This window comes from Variovorax soli NBRC 106424 (assembly GCF_001591385.1).
GTDB lineage: Bacteria > Pseudomonadota > Gammaproteobacteria > Burkholderiales > Burkholderiaceae_C > Variovorax > Variovorax soli.
Window position 1 is genome coordinate 35,909 of sequence record NZ_BCUU01000030.1, and the last position, 14,910, is coordinate 50,818.

Annotated in this window: 12 protein-coding genes and 1 pseudogene; 7 read left to right on the forward strand and 6 right to left on the reverse strand. The window is 69.6% G+C overall.

The features are described 5' to 3' along the window. The first annotated feature begins 58 nt into the window (after positions 1-58). The 5 genes from VSO01S_RS11295 to VSO01S_RS11315 all read left to right on the forward strand — a co-directional run bounded on the left by VSO01S_RS11295 (position 59) and on the right by VSO01S_RS11315 (position 4,550). Positions 59-838 (forward strand): SDR family oxidoreductase, encoded by a 780-nt coding sequence (locus VSO01S_RS11295; RefSeq protein WP_068642364.1) that lies wholly within the window; start codon positions 59-61, stop codon positions 836-838. Between the two features lie 29 nt (positions 839-867). Continuing rightward, positions 868-1,755, forward strand: a complete 888-nt coding sequence (locus VSO01S_RS11300; RefSeq protein ID WP_068642367.1) for a LysR substrate-binding domain-containing protein — start codon at positions 868-870, stop codon at positions 1,753-1,755. A 135-nt stretch (positions 1,756-1,890) separates the two neighbouring features. Beyond that, on the forward strand, positions 1,891-3,039 hold the full coding sequence (locus tag VSO01S_RS11305; RefSeq protein ID WP_068642369.1) for an alpha-hydroxy acid oxidase: 1,149 nt from the start codon (positions 1,891-1,893) through the stop codon (positions 3,037-3,039). 75 nt (positions 3,040-3,114) lie between these two features. After that, the gene (locus tag VSO01S_RS11310; protein WP_068642371.1) at positions 3,115-3,618 is read left to right on the forward strand and encodes a GFA family protein; all 504 of its coding nucleotides are present in this window, start codon (positions 3,115-3,117) and stop codon (positions 3,616-3,618) included. A 92-nt stretch (positions 3,619-3,710) separates the two neighbouring features. Next, entirely contained in the window at positions 3,711-4,550 is an 840-nt protein-coding gene (locus VSO01S_RS11315) for a substrate-binding domain-containing protein (RefSeq protein ID WP_068642373.1), read from the forward strand. A 13-nt stretch (positions 4,551-4,563) separates the two neighbouring features. Here the strand turns inward: VSO01S_RS11315 and VSO01S_RS11320 are convergent, their stop codons facing one another. Then, complete coding sequence (locus tag VSO01S_RS11320; RefSeq protein WP_068642375.1) at positions 4,564-4,941, reverse strand: hypothetical protein; 378 nt, start codon at positions 4,939-4,941, stop codon at positions 4,564-4,566. A gap of 210 nt (positions 4,942-5,151) precedes the next feature. On the opposite strand from VSO01S_RS11320, the gene VSO01S_RS11325 reads away from it, so the two are divergent. Then, positions 5,152-6,660: an aminotransferase-like domain-containing protein gene (locus tag VSO01S_RS11325; protein WP_068642376.1), complete on the forward strand. Its 1,509-nt coding sequence runs from the start codon at positions 5,152-5,154 to the stop codon at positions 6,658-6,660. Here VSO01S_RS11325 and VSO01S_RS11330 read toward each other — a convergent pair. The 5 genes from VSO01S_RS11330 to glyQ are packed head-to-tail and all read right to left on the reverse strand — an operon-like array spanning position 6,629 to position 12,013. Then, a complete protein-coding gene (locus tag VSO01S_RS11330; RefSeq protein WP_068642378.1) occupies positions 6,629-7,546 on the reverse strand; it encodes a M48 family metallopeptidase in 918 nt (305 codons plus the stop codon). The two genes, VSO01S_RS11325 and VSO01S_RS11330, sit on opposite strands and share 32 nt — an antisense overlap. A 21-nt stretch (positions 7,547-7,567) precedes the next feature. Then, on the reverse strand, positions 7,568-8,317 hold the full coding sequence (locus VSO01S_RS11335) for a lysophospholipid acyltransferase family protein (protein WP_068642380.1): 750 nt from the start codon (positions 8,315-8,317) through the stop codon (positions 7,568-7,570). Between the two features lie 24 nt (positions 8,318-8,341). Beyond that, complete coding sequence (gene gmhB / locus VSO01S_RS11340; protein ID WP_174544723.1) at positions 8,342-8,923, reverse strand: D-glycero-beta-D-manno-heptose 1,7-bisphosphate 7-phosphatase; 582 nt, start codon at positions 8,921-8,923, stop codon at positions 8,342-8,344. A 41-nt stretch (positions 8,924-8,964) separates the two neighbouring features. Beyond that, on the reverse strand, positions 8,965-11,100 hold the full coding sequence (gene glyS / locus VSO01S_RS11345) for a glycine--tRNA ligase subunit beta (protein WP_068642383.1): 2,136 nt from the start codon (positions 11,098-11,100) through the stop codon (positions 8,965-8,967). A gap of 4 nt (positions 11,101-11,104) precedes the next feature. Then, a complete protein-coding gene (gene glyQ, locus VSO01S_RS11350; RefSeq protein WP_068642384.1) occupies positions 11,105-12,013 on the reverse strand; it encodes a glycine--tRNA ligase subunit alpha in 909 nt (302 codons plus the stop codon). Positions 12,014-12,331: 318 nt separating this feature from the next. Between glyQ and VSO01S_RS11355 the strand changes: the two are divergent. After that, positions 12,332-14,910 (forward strand): annotated as a pseudogene (locus VSO01S_RS11355) (hypothetical protein); the annotation flags it as partial.

The window sequence follows — 14,910 nt, forward strand, 5'->3', positions numbered from 1 at the left end:
TTAAGCTCTCGCGGCTGCATCCAAACCCACCTACACGACACGCAGGAGACTCTCGACCATGGACACCCGCAACCTCTTCTCGCTGCAAGGCCGCACCGCGCTGATCACCGGCGGCTCGCGCGGCATCGGCCGCATGATCGCGGAAGGCTTTCTCGCCCAGGGGGCCCGCGTCTACATCTCGGCACGCAAGGCCGATGCCTGCGACGCCACGGCCAAGGAACTGTCGGCCTTCGGCCACTGCGTGTCGCTGCCGGCGGACGTCTCCACCGTGGAAGGCGTCAAGGGCCTGGTCGATGCGTATTCCAGGCACGAGAAGACGCTGGACATCCTGGTGAACAACGCCGGCGCCGCCTGGGGCGCGCCGTACGACGAGTTTCCCGAAAGCGGCTGGGACAAGGTGGTGGACCTGAACCTGAAGGCGCCCTTCTTCCTGACGCAGGCCCTCACGCCCATGCTGCGCACCGCCGCCGCAACCAGCGGCCACCTGGCCAAGGTGATCAACATCGCCTCCATCGACGGCGTGTCGGTCAATCCGCAAGAGACCTATTCGTACGCGGCCAGCAAGGCCGGCCTGATCCACATGACGCGCCGCATGGCCCTGCGCCTGGCACCGGACGGCATCGCCGTGAGCGCCATCGCCCCCGGCGCCTTTGCGTCCAACATGAACAAGGATGCGCGCGACCATGCGGACGAGGTCAAGGGACGCATTCCCGCCGGCCGCATCGGCACGCCCGAGGACATGGCTGGCGCCGCCATCTACCTGGCGTCGCGCGCCGGCGACTACGTGATGGGCTCGACGCTGATCGTGGACGGCGGCGTGACCCACGCGCGCGGCTGAAGCCCGGCGCGGGGCGACAATGCGGGGCCATGGCCACCCCCCGCATTCCGCCCATCCAGGCCCTGCTGGCCTTCGAGGCGCTGGCCCGCCTGCGCAGCGTGACGCTGGCCGCCGAGGAACTCAGCGTCACGCCCAGCGCGGTGAGCCACCGCATCCGCCAGCTCGAACTGCAGCTGGCCCACAAGCTGTTCGCACGCGGCGACTTCAGCCTCACCCCCGACGGCGTGGCCTACCTGGCCCGCGTGCGCGAGGCGATGAGCGCGCTGCAGCAGATGCCGGGGCAGACCGACCAGCCGCGCGCCACGCGCCTGCGCGTGGCGGTGACGCCCACATTCTCGCGCGCGCTGCTGCTGCCGCGACTGGCGCTGTTCCGCCATGCCTACCCGGACATCGAGCTGATGCTGCAGGTGGCCATCCCGATCCACAACGTGACGGCCGAGGAGGCCGACATCGAACTGCGCTTCGGCACCGCGCCCTTTGCCGACCGCGAGTCCATGCACCTGCTGTCGGACGAGGTGTGCCCGGTGTGCAGCCCCGACTACCTGCGCGAGGCCGGCCCCTTCGAGGACGATTTCCGCACGGCCGAGGCCATCGGCCGCGCGCACCTGATCCGCTCGCCGCTGGAACCGTGGCGCACCTGGTTCCGCGCCTGCAACATCGACCTGCCGGAGCCCGCCTCGGGCAACCAGTTCAATGACCTGGGGCTGGTGCTGGACGCGGCGGTGGCCGGCTTCGGCGTGGCGCTGATGCGCATGCGGCTCGGCCAGGGCTGGCTGGACAGCGGCCGGCTGGTGCGCCTGTCGCACCTCACCGCGCCTTCGCCGCACGACTACTACCTGTGCTGGAAGCCCGGCACGCTCGAGCGCTGGGAATGCGCCGCCTTTGTCGAATGGCTGCGGCAGGCGGTGCGCGAGTAGGTGTGGCCGCCGCCGCTGCCTCATCCTGAAAAAACTTCACGCGCGCGGCCAGCGCCTTTCATCCCGCCCGGGCCGCCGTCTTCCTACAGTCGCTGCACCTTCGCGCCGGCGCCACATGCCCCGGCGCAGACCGCGATGCGACTGAACGACTGCCACAACTTCCACGACTTCCGCCGACTGGCGCAGCACCGGCTGCCGGGCCCGATCTTCAACTACATCGACGGCGGCGCCGACGACGAGGTGACGATGCGCCGCAACAGCGCCGCCTTCGAGACCTGCGACCTGGTGCCCAGCGTGCTGCGCGGCGTCTCGGAGGTGGACCTGTCGACCACCGTCATGGGGCAGAAGATCGACCTGCCGGTGTATTTGTCGCCCACCGCGCTGCAGCGCCTCTTCCACCACCAGGGCGAGCGCGCCACCGCGGCGGCGGCCGAGAAGTTCGGCACCATGTTCGGCGTCTCGTCGCTGGGCACCGTCTCGATGGACGAGCTGGCGAGAAAGCACCGCACCCCGCAGGTCTACCAGTTCTACTTCCACAAGGACCGGGGCCTGAACCGCGCCATGATGGAACAGGCCAAGGCCAGCGGCATCCAGGTGATGATGCTGACGGTGGACAGCATCACCGGCGGCAACCGCGAGCGCGATCTGCGTACCGGCTTCTCGATCCCGTTTCGCCTGACGCTGGGCGGCCTCTACCAGTTCGCCATCAAGCCGGCCTGGGGCATCCACTACCTCGCGCACGAGAAGTTCAGCCTGCCGCAGCTGGACGCGCACATCGACATGAAGGGCGACGCGCTCACCATCGGCCGCTACTTCACCGAGATGCTCGACCCGTCGATGAACTGGGACGACGTGGCGCAGATGGTGCAGGCCTGGGGCGGCGAGTTCTGCCTCAAGGGCGTGATGAGCGTGGAGGACGCACGCCGCGCGGCCGACATCGGCTGCACGGGCATCGTGCTGTCCAACCACGGCGGGCGCCAGCTGGACGGCTCGCGCAGCGCCTTCGACCAGCTGGACGAGATCGTGCAGGCGGTGGGCGACCGGATCGACGTGATGATCGACGGCGGCATCCAGCGCGGCAGCCACGTGCTCAAGGCGCTGTCGCTGGGCGCCAAGGCGGTGGGGCTGGGACGCTACTACCTGTATGCGCTGGCCGCCGCCGGCCAGCCGGGGATCGAGCGGGCGCTGGGCCAGCTCAAGGCCGAGATCGTGCGCGACATGCGCCTGATGGGCGCCCGGCGCGTGGCCGAGCTGGGCCCACAGAACCTCCGGTTCCGCCACTGAATATCTGGCTCGCGCACCCTCGGTGCAGGCCGCTTCGCAGCGTGCGAAGATGGCGCCCCCCCGAGGAGACGCGTGATGGACCCGAAGTCTGAATTCACTGCCGAAGGCGGCTGCACCTGCCGACAGGTGCGCTACCGCCTCACGTCGCGGCCGATGTTCGTGCACTGCTGCCACTGCCGCTGGTGCCAGCGCGAAACGGGCACCGCGTTTGCGCTCAACGCCATGATCGAGGCGGACCGGGTGGAACTGCTGGCCGGCCAGCCCGAGCGGGTGGACACGCCGTCTCTCAGCGGCAAGGGCCAGAAGATCTGGCGCTGCCCGGGCTGCCGCGTCGCGGTGTGGAGCAACTATGCGGGCTTTGGCGAGGCGGTGCGCTTCGTGCGGGTGGGCACGCTGGACAACCCCGACCTGCTGCCGCCGGACATCCACATCTTCACCGAGTCGAAGCAGCCCTGGGTGCTGCTGCCGCCCGGCACGCCCGCGGTGGCGCAGTACTACAAGGCGTCCGAGATGTGGCCCAAGGACAGCCTGGCGCGCCGCGCGGCGCTGATCGCCGCCGCCGCACCGCCGAAGGCCTGACCGGGTGATAACCACTAGGGCGCTGACGGCGGACTGACAGCTTCGCTGCCTAGCATGCAGTGAAGCAAGCAACAGCCGAAGGACTCCTGCCCATGACCTCATCCCGTCACTTCTCCTTTTCGCGCCTGACCCGCCGCGCCGCCCTGATCGGGGTGGCCACCGCCGTGCTGGCCGGCTGCGGCAGCCTGGGCGGCCCGCGCGCCGATGGCGGCAGCGGTGGCGGCGAGCTGCATGTCATGACCTCGGGCGGCTTCACCGCGGCCTACAACGAATTGCGCCCGGGCTTCGAGCGCATGAGCGGCCGCACCGTCAAGACCGCGTACGGCGCCTCGATGGGCAATGCGCAGGATTCGATCCCCAGCCGGCTCGCGCGCAACGAACCGGCCGACGTGGTGATCCTGGCGCGGCCCGCCCTCGACGCGCTGGTGGCGGCGGGCCAGGTGGTGCCGGGCAGCCAGGTCGACCTGGTGCGCTCGTCGATCGGCTTCGCGGTGAAGAAGGGCGCGCCCCGGCCCGACATCGGCACGGTCGAGGCGCTCAAGCGCACGCTGCTGGCCGCGCCCTCGATCGCCTATTCGGCCAGCGCGAGCGGCACCTACTACGAGACCGAGCTGCTCAAGAAGCTGGGCATCGAGGCCGAGGTCAAGCCCAAGAGCCGGCGCATCGTGAGCGAGCGCGTGGGCGCGGTGGTGGCGCGCGGCGAGGCGGCGCTCGGACTGCAACAGGTGAGCGAGCTGCTGCCGATCGCCGGCATCGACTACATCGGCCCGCTGCCGGCCGAGGTGCAGCGCGTGACGGTGTTCTCGGCCGGCATCGCCACCGGCGCCAAGCAGCCCGAGGCGGCGCGCCAGCTGATCCGCTACCTGCAGTCGCCCGAGTCCGCGCCGACGATCGCCAAGACCGGCCTGGAGCCGATCGCCGCCGCGCGCTGAACCTCTTGCGCCTTCACGCGCGCTGGCGGCCTCCGGTGCCTGCGCGCGACACCCACAGCGCAAGCGCGCGCAGGCGGCGCCACAGCCACAGCAGCGGCTGCGCGGGCTCGAGCAGCAGCAGCCGCGCCTCGCCTTGGCCGGCGGCCACTTCCAGCGCCAGCCAGCCGCCGTCCTCCAGGCACAGACCCTCGCCTTCGCCCAGGCATTGAAAGGGCTGCGCACGGGCCGCGTCCGCCAGCCAGCGCATCGGCGTGCGCACGCGCAGCGCGCCGGCCGTCACCTGCAGGCCCGTGCCCGGGCGCACCGGGAGGTGCAGCGCCTGGCCGGGCGCGAGCCGCAGGGGCCGCACCAGGGCGGCATCGGAAGCGGAGTCGGCAATCGTCTTCATCATGGCTGGCGGAACCTCGTCGTGTGGATGGATGAGCGGGCAGGAACGCCTTCATCGTAGGAACCGGCGCCAGGGAAAAACAGGCACAGCACGTGGCCATCTGTTGCGATGCAGAAAGCGCCGGCCGCGCTCTGTTATGGTGGTTTTCGCGCGAACTGCATCTGTATCGCGCGCCCTGTCTGCGCGAGCATTTCCGTTCGCACACACCAACCGATGGACCCGCCGCCGCCACCCCTGCTCTACAAGCGCCTGGCCGCGCACTACCTGGACGCGATCCGCGCCGGCACGCTGCCGCGCGGCGCCCGCATGCCGTCGCTTCGCAAGCTGATGCAGCTGCACGGCATCAGCCTCTCGACGGCGCTCCAGCTGTGCCGCGAACTGGAAAGCGCCGGCTGGCTGGAGGCGCGTGACCGCTCCGGCTACTTCGTTCGCTCGCCAGCGCGCGCCAGCCTCGCGCCGCTGAACGAGCCTTCCTGCACGGCACCCGATCCGGCGCAGTACGTGGGCATCCATGCGCGGGTGTCCGCCTTCGTCTCGAACCGGCGCAACCAGTCGGTCAAGGTCAACTTCTCCATCGCCCGTGCCGCGCCGCAGCTCTATCCCGGCGAAGCGCTGCGCAACGCCATGGCCAAGGGGCTGCGCCAGCGGCCCGAGATGCTCACCACCGCCCCCCAGCAGCGCGGCGAAGCCGGCTTTCGCTCGGTGCTGGCGCGGCGGGCGCTGGCCAGCGGCATGACGCTGGCGCCGGACGACATCCTGGTCACCAACGGCTGCATCGAAGCGCTCAACCTCGCGCTGCGCGCGGTGGCGAGCGCCGGCGACACCATCGCGGTGGAATCGCCCACCTTCTATGGCCTGTTGCAGGTGCTCGAAAGCCTGGGCCTGCGCGCACTGGAAATTCCCACCAGCCCGCAGACGGGCATTTCGCTCGAGGCGCTGGAGCTGGCGGCCGACACGTACGGCGACATCAAGGCCGTGGTGGTGATCCCGCATTTGCAAAACCCGTTGGGCAGCGTGATGCCGGACGAGAACAAGCAGCGCCTGCTGCGCTTTTGCGACGCGCGCGGCATCGCGCTGATCGAGGACGACACCTACAGCGCGCTGGTCGACAGCCCGGCGCCCCTGCGTGCCATCAAGTCATGGGACCGCAGCGGCCAGGTGATCCACTGCGCTTCGCTGCACAAAATCCTGGCGCCCGGCCTGCGCCTGGGCTGGATGGCCGCGGGCCGCTGGCAGGCGCGGGTGGAAATGCTCAAGTACGCGCAGACGCGCAACAACGAAAGTCTGCCGCAGCTGGGCGCCGCGCAGTTCATGGCCACCGGCGCCTACGACCGGCACCTGCGCCGGCTGCGCGCCGCCCTCGCCACGCAGCGCGAGCAGACGGCCGAGGCCATCGCCCGCTACTTTCCGCCAGGCACGCGCATGAACGTGCCGCCCGGCGGCCTGCAGCTGTGGGTGGAACTGCCCGAAGGCCTGTCGGGCAACCGGCTGTGCGAGGAGGCGCTGGGCGAGCAGATCCTGATCGCGCCGGGCTCGCTGTTTTCCAATTCGGTGCGCTTCGACCGCTTCACGCGGCTGAACTGCGGCTGGCCCTACACGGAAGAGATCGACAGCGCATTGCGCCGCCTGGGCGAGATCGCCACCGGGCAGCTGCGCGCCGGCGCGCCGGCACGCGCGCCCTCGCCCGCCATCAGGACCAGCGAGACAGCTGCTCTTCCTTGAGCTGCCGGCGCAGCTGGTGGTAGTCGGGCACCACGCTTTCCACCGTTTCCCAGAAGCGCGGGCTGTGGTCCATGACGCGCAGGTGCGAGAGCTCGTGCGCCACCACGTAGTCGATCACCGGTAGGCGGAAATGCACGAGCCGCCAGTGCAGGCGGATGCCGCCGTCCGCGCTGGCGCTGCCCCAGCGGGTGGCGGCATTGGACAGCGAGAGCTTGCTCCAGCGCACGCCCAGGCGCGGCGCGAAATGGTCGAGCCGCTCGGTGAAGATGCGGCGCGCCTGCCGCATGAGCCAGGCCTGCGCCGCATCGCGCACCTGGGCGCTGCTGGCGTTGCCGGCCAGCGCCAGGCGCAGCACGCGCTGGCCGCCGGCACCGCCTTCGCCCATGGGCCCTGCATCGAGGATGGCGCCGCCGCTGCCGGCAAAGGCATGGCGCGGATCCAGCCGCACGGTGACCGGCTCACCCAGAAAGTTGAACACGGCACCGTCGCGCCATTCGATGCGCGAGGACTCCATGCGCTGGTGCCGCTCGCGCGTTTCGTCCAGCTTGCGCACGATCCATTCGGCCTTTTCCTGCAGCGCGGCATCGACGTCGCGCAGCGCCACCCAGCGCGGCGCGCGCACGCTCAGGCCCTCCGCGCCCACCACGAAGCCGATGGTGCGGCGCTGGGCGCGGGTGAATTCGTAGGCCACGCGGGCATGGCCGAGCATGACTTCACGCGTGGCCCGCGGATGCGTGAAATTGGCCGGCGCCAGCGCATCGGCCAGGGAAACGGCGGGCGCTGCGGGGCCGGGCTCAGGCTCGGTGGCAGGCACCGGCGCCGGCGCCACGGACGGCGCGGCCGGCGCGTCGAACAGGTCGAGCGTCATTTGCAGCAGGCCACGCATGGAAAACCTCGTGCGTATGGACTACGACTGCTGCTGGCCAGCGTAAGCGTCGGGATCGAGGCGGCGCATCTCTCCCTCGATCCAGGCCTCCACCTCGCGCATCAGCTCATCGGGCTTGCGGCCTTCGCTGGAAATGGCCGGGCCGATGGAAACGTCGACCACGCCGGGGCGCTTGATGAAGGCCTTGCGCGGCCAGACCTTGGCCGAGGTGACGGCGATGGGAATGACCGGCGCGCCGGTTTCCACCGCCAGCCGCGTGCCGCCCGACTTGTACTGGCCCGCCTGGCCGCGCGGAATGCGCGTGCCCTCGGGAAACATGATGATCCAGATGCCCTGCGCCAGCAGGCGCTTGCCCTGCGCCACCACCTTGTTGAAGGCCTGCGCGCGCAGGCTGCGGTCGATGTGGATCATGTCCAGCCGCGCCATGGCCCAGCCGAAGAAGGGAACGTAGATGAGTTCGCGCTTGAACACGAAGGCCAGCGGATGCGGCATCAGCGTGGGCAGGTAGAAGGTCTCGAAGGTGGACTGGTGCTTGACCAGCAGGATGGCACCGGCGCGCTGGTCCTGCGGCAGGTTGTCCATGCCCGAGACGCGCGTCTCGATGCCCAGGATGACCCGGGCTCCGCCGGTTGCCCAGCTCAGCCAGCGCACCGCCATCCAGTAGAGCGGTTCGCTCTTGGTCCACAGCGACGCAACCAGCATGATGATGGCCCAGGGCACGACGGTGACGAGCATCCACAAGGCATGGATGATGGATCGGATCAGGGGCATGAAGGAAGAGGAATCTGGAAGAAATCAGGCGTCGCCGGCGGTGCCGGCCTGCTGCGCCTCGCGTGCGAGCAGGAAGTCGACGAAGGCAGGCAGGTCTTCATGGACCCGGGTGCCGGGCGGATACTCCGCCGGCAGCGGGTCGACGCCGCGGCAGGCCGCGCCCATGCCGGTGAGCAAGAGGTGCGGCTCGCAGCCCGCCGCGTGGCCGGCCAGCAGGTCGCGCAGGCTGTCGCCGGCGGTGGGCATGCCGCGCAGGTCGATGCCGTAGCGCTCGCCGATCTGCTCGAACAGGCCCGGCATGGGCTTGCGGCAGTTGCAGCCCTCGTCCGGCGCATGCGGGCAGAAGAACACCGCGTCGACGCGGCCGCCCACGGCGGCCAGCATCTTGTGCATCTTGGCATGCATGGCGTTGAGCGACGCCATGTCGAACAGCCCGCGCCCCAGGCCCGACTGGTTGGAGGCGATGGCCACCACCCAGCCCGCATGGTTCAGGCGCGCAATGGCCTCCAGCGCACCGGGCAGCGGCGTCCATTCGACATCGCTCTTCACGAAATCCTCGCGGTGCACGTTGATGGTGCCGTTGCGGTCGAGGATGACGAGCTTCATGGCGTGGCCCTGCACGGTGTGAAGTCCCATTCGCTACCAGCCTAGACCGCCAACCGCTCGAGCTGCGCCACGCGGTTCATGGCGGCGTGCAGCTTGGACAGCAGGCCCAGACGGTTCAGCCGCAGGTCGGCTTCGTCGGCGTTGACCATCACGCCATCGAAGAAGGCGTCCACCGGCGCGCGCAGCGCGGCCAGGGTCTGCAGCGAGGCGGTGTAGTCGCCGGCGGCGAATTGCGCGTCGGCCTTGGGGACCACGCTTTGCATCGCCTCGTACAGCGCGCCCTCGGCCGGCTCGCGGAAGAGCGCGGTGTTGACGTGGGCGTCCGCCTCGGGCGACTTCTTCAGGATGTTGCCGATGCGCTTGTTGGCGGCGGCCAGGGCCGGCGCCTCGGGCAGCGCGGCGAAGGCGCGCACCGCGGCCAGCAGCTCGGGCACCAGTGCCAGGCGCTGAGGCTGCGAAGACAGCACGGCCTCCGCTTCCTGCGCGCTCGCGCCCTGCTCGCGCAGGCTGCCCGAGAGGCGGTCGAAGATGAAGGCCTGCAGGCCGTTCACCGCGCCGTCGGCATCGAAGCCGGCAATGGCGGAGAACTGCTGCGCGGCCTTGGCCAGCAGCGGCTGCAGTTCCAGCGGCAGCTTCTTCTCGATGAGCATGCGGATCACGCCCAGCGCATGGCGGCGCAGCGCGAACGGGTCGCGGTCGCCCGAGGGCAGGTTGCCGATGCCGAACATGCCCACCAGCGTTTCCAGTTTGTCGGCCAGCGCAACCACCACGCCGACATCGCCGCGCGGCAGGGTGTCGCCGGCAAAGCGCGGCTTGTAGTGGTCTTCGATGGCGTCGGCCACGGAATGATCGAGGCCGTCATGCAGCGCGTAGTAGCGGCCCATGGTGCCCTGCAGCTCGGGGAATTCGCCCACCATGTCGGTGACCAGGTCGGCCTTGGCCAATTGGGCCGCTTGCGTGGCCTGCTTGGCAAGCTCGGCGTTGCCCAGCTGCTCGGCAATGGCCCGCGCGATGTGCATCACGCGCGTCACGCGCTCGCCCTGGGTGCCGAGCTTGTTGTGATAGACCACCTTGTTCAGCTGCTCGACGCGCGAGGCGAGCGACTTCTTGCGGTCCTGGTCGAAGAAGAACTTGGCGTCGGCCAGGCGCGGGCGCACCACGCGCTCGTTGCCGCCGATGACGGCGCTGGCGTCGTCCGGACGGATGTTGCTCACCACCAGGAACTTGTTGGTGAGCTTGCCGTGGGCGTCGAGCAGCGGAAAGTACTTCTGGTTGGCCTTCATCGTGAGAATGAGGCACTCCTGCGGCACATCGAGAAACTCGCGCTCGAACTCGCAGACCAGCACGTTGGGGCGCTCCACCAGCGCCGTGACTTCATCCAGCAGCGCGTCGTCGTCGATGGGCACCGAGCCGGCGCCAACCTGCAGCGCCGCCTCCGACAGCTGGCGGGCGATTTCCAGCCGGCGCGCCTCGAAGCTGGCGATGACGGCGCCCTCGTCCTGCAGTTGCAGCGCATAGCTGTCGGCGCCGCGCAGCACCACCGGATCGACGCTCGCCTCGAAACGATGACCGTGCGTCTCGCGGCCCGATTGAAGGCCCAGGGCCTGCAGCGGCACCACGTCGGTGCCGTGCAGGGCCACCAGTCCATGCGCCGGACGCACGAAGCTCACGCTGGTCCAGCCGGGCAGTTCGCCGGTTTCGAGCTGGTAGCTCATCACCTTGGGAATGGGCAGCTTGGCAACGGCTTCGGCCAGGGCCTTCTGCAGGCCATCGGCCAAGGTGGCGCCGCGCGCGGTGCTTTCGAAGAACAGGGCTTCGGCCTTGCCGTCCTGCGCGCGCTTGAGGCCGGCCACGGCGGAGGCGTCGGCCCCCAGCGATGCCAGCTTCTTGAGCAATGCGGGCGTGGGCTGGCCCGAAGCATCCAGGCCCACGCTCACGGGCATCAGCTTTTGCGACACGGCCTTGTCGGCCGCCTGCGACGCCACGTCGGTGATGTGCGCGGCCAGACGGCGCGGCGAGGCATAAGCCGTGAGCACCGCGCCGGCATCGACCAGGCCCTGGGCCACCAGCTGGTCGCGCAGCACGCCGGCGAAAGCGTCGCCCAGCTTCTTCAGTGCCTTGGGCGGGAGTTCCTCGACGAAGAGTTCGACGAGCAGGTTCTTCTTGTTCGTGGTCATGTTCTCAGGCCGCCTTCTTCGCCGGGATTTGCGCGACCCACTCGCGCGGGGCCATCGGGAAGCCCAGGCGCTCGCGGCTGTCGTAATAGCTCTGCGCAACCGCGCGCGCCAGGTTGCGGATGCGGCCGATGTAGGCGGCGCGCTCGGTCACGCTGATGGCGCCGCGCGCATCCAGCAGGTTGAAGCTGTGCGCGGCCTTGAGCACCTGCTCGTAGGCGGGCAGCGCCAGCTGTTCTTCCATGAGGTGCTTGGCCTGCTTCTCGTGCGCGGCAAAGGCCGAGAACAGGAAATCGGCATCGCTGTGCTCGAAGTTGTAGGTGGACTGCTCCACCTCGTTCTGCTTGTAGACGTCGCCATAGGAGAGGCCTTCGGTCCACTTGAGGTTGTAGACGTTGTCCACGCCCTGCAGGTACATGGCCAGGCGCTCCAGGCCGTAGGTGATCTCGCCGGTGATGGGCCGGCAGTCGATGCCGCCCACCTGCTGGAAGTAGGTGAACTGCGTCACCTCCATGCCGTTGAGCCAGACCTCCCAGCCCAGGCCCCAGGCGCCCAGCGTGGGGTTCTCCCAGTCGTCCTCGACAAAGCGGATGTCGTTCTTCTTCAGGTCGAAGCCCAGCGCCTCCAGCGAGCCCAGGTACAGCTCCAGGATGTTGGCCGGCGCCGGCTTGAGCACCACCTGGTACTGATAGTAGTGCTGCAGGCGGTTGGGGTTCTCGCCGTAGCGCCCGTCCTTGGGGCGGCGGCTGGGCTGCACGTAGGCCGCCTTCCAAGGCTCGGGCCCGATGGCGCGCAGGAAGGTGGCGGTGTGCGAGGTACCCGCCCCCACCTCCATGTCGTAGGGCTGCAGCAGGGCGCAGCCCTGGGCGTCCCAGTACGACTGCAGTTTGAGAATGATCTGTTGGAAGGTCAGCATGGGCTGGCCGGCAAAGCCGGACCGTGAAAAAGTTCGCAGGCCAATCGCCCACGAAATCCAGGATTTTACGAGTGGCCGGCGCCAGGCCGCCGGCGGGGCGCACTGCGGGCCACGCCCTGTCGTTCGCGAAAAACTTCCGTCTTGTCGCACAGCGCGACGCCATCCTTTGTCGGCAAGCAGGCATTACTTCGCAACAACCTTGATCAAGCCCCGCCCAGTTAGCACCAAAAACTTAACCAAGCCTCCAGAATTCGCCTTCGTTTTGTTCAAAACCCATCGGCGACATCGAATCGCCCGAGGGAAATCAGGGAGTTAGAAATGCACGCTATCGCTCGCCCCTCGCGGGGGCGCTTTACCTATTTCCATGCCGCTTTCCGCCAGCTGCTCCTGGCCAGCAGCGTTCTGGCGCCCGTGGCCGTCATGGCACAGCCGGTCCGCGCGGACGGCACATCGATCGACATACCGGCCAACACGACCATCGACACGGGGACCACGGGCGGCGCAGCCGGCATGGCTATAGGGGCACGCAACGGCGGTGTAGTCAACGCGCTGGGGCCGGTCACCATCGTCACGGGCGGGGGTACGGCGCACGCAGTGGTCGTGACGGGCAGCGCTGCCGGCGGCGGCAGCATCAGCCTGGAGCAGGGCGGCTCGGTCACCACCACCGGCGGCAATTCCTATGGTCTGTGGGCCGTGGGCGATGGCCCCAAGGCCGGCAGCATCGCGGGGCGGGGCCTGACCATCGACGCGGCAGGCACCGGCGCGATCGCGCAAGGAGGCGGCAGCATCACCTTGACCGACACCGACCTCACGAGCCGCCAGGGCTTCGGGCTGCATGCGCTGGGCACCAATGCGCCGGACGATGTGACCAGCATCCGAGCCACGGACGTGAACATCGTATCGGGCCTTCAAGGCGTGGAGGCCTATGGGTACAGCGACGTCGTGATGGCAACCGACAAGCGCGCAGCCAACACCATCACGACCCAACTGGATTCGGCGCCCGGCATCCTGGCGCAAACGAACGGCACGGTGCAGACCAGCGGCGGCCTGGTCATCGACACCGCCGGCGCGAATTCCCAGGGCGTGCTGGCACGAAGCAGCGGCATGGTGTCCATCGGCAGCGGGCCCGCAGCCAACACGATCACGACGCGCGGCAACACGTCGGACGGCATCCAGGCCACGCAGAGCGGCACGGTGCGCACCAGCGGAGCGCTGCGAATCGACACGGCAGGGCAGGACTCGCAAGGCCTGGACGCCTCTGGCGCAGGCACCATCGCCGTGGACAGCGGCACGGGCGCTGGCGCGCTGACCTCCATCCACACCACCGGCCAGAACTCGGCGGGCATCTCCGCGCGCAACAACGGCAGCGTCTCCAGCGTGGGCGCGCTGGCCGTGAGCACCCAGGGCCAGAACGCCGCGGGCGTGCTGGTGAGCGCGGGCAGCCAGGTGAGCATCGACGCGGGCACCGCCAGCGCCAGCATCGCCACCCAGGGCGCCGGCTCCATGGGCATCCAGGCGCTGGACGGCGGCGTCGCGCAGACCCGCGGCAGCCTGGCCATCGACACCAGCGCGCAAGAGTCGCTCGGCGTGCAGGCCCTTGGCGGCGCCCGCGTGACCATCGACTCGGGCGCGGGTGCGGCGCGCATCAGCACGGTGGGCGACGGCAGCGAGGGCCTGCGCGCCGAAGGCGGCTCGCAGATCGGCGCGAGCGGCAAGCTGGCGGTGAGCACCCAGGGCCAGGGCTCCGTCGGCGCGATGGCCCAGGACAGCCAGGTCACCCTCAGCGGCGCCGCCCCGGGCGACATCCAGGTGCAAACGGCCGGTCTCGACGCGCACGGCCTGGTGTCCTGGGCCTCCACGCCCGGGGCCAGCGCCAGCCTGTCGGCCAGCAACGTGGCCGTGAGCACCACGGCCAACGCCGCGATCGGCGCGATGTCGCTCAACAGCGGCGCCGCACTGACGCTGGACAACGCGACGATCAGCACGGCCGGCGAGAAATCCTTCGGCCTGGGCGCCCTGGGCGGCGTGCTCAACGCCAACGCGGTGCAGGTGAGCACCTCCGGGGCGCAGGCCGATGCCGCGGGGGTGATCGACGGCGGCACCCTGAGCGTGACGAACGGCATCCTGAGCACCTCGGGGGCCAACGCGGCAGCGCTGTCTGCCGGCGCGCCGCTGGGGGCCACCAGCAGCGCACGCGTGAGCAATACCACCCTGACGGCCGCACAGGGCCCTTCCGTGCGCGTGGACGAGGGCGCGGCGGACATCGCGCTGAACAACGTCACGGCCGTGCAGAACAACGGGCTGTGGCTGCAGGTGGGCTCCACCGACGCGGCCAATCCCGCCAACCTGAACATCACGGTGGATCCGTCCACGCTGGTCGGCGCCGCCGTCACCCAGGCCGGCAGCACGAGCAACGTGACGCTGGCCGATTCGCAGTGGACGATGACGGGCAACTCGAACGTCACCACGCTGAACAACATCCGAAGCGTGATCCAGTTCAGCGCGCCTGCCGGTGCGGTCGACCAGCTGTCCAGCTACAAGACGCTGACGGCGGTCAACTACCAGGGCCAGGGCGGCACGCTGGGTCTGAACACCTACCTGGGCGGCGACGGTTCGCCGTCGGACCGCCTGGTGGTCGATGGTGGGGCGGCCACGGGCAGCACCAGCCTGCGCATCAGCAACAGCGGCGGGCCTGGCGCATTCACGCCGGGCAACGGCATCCAGGTGGTCAGCGCCAACAACGGCGCCACCACCGAGGCCGGCGCCTTCTCGCTGGGCTCACGCGTCGTGGGCGGGGCTTACGAGTACCAGTTGTACCGCGGCAGCGCCGATGCCAGCGACCCGCAGGGCTGGTACCTGCGCTCGGCGCGCCCGCCCGAGCCGCCTGCACCGCCCGC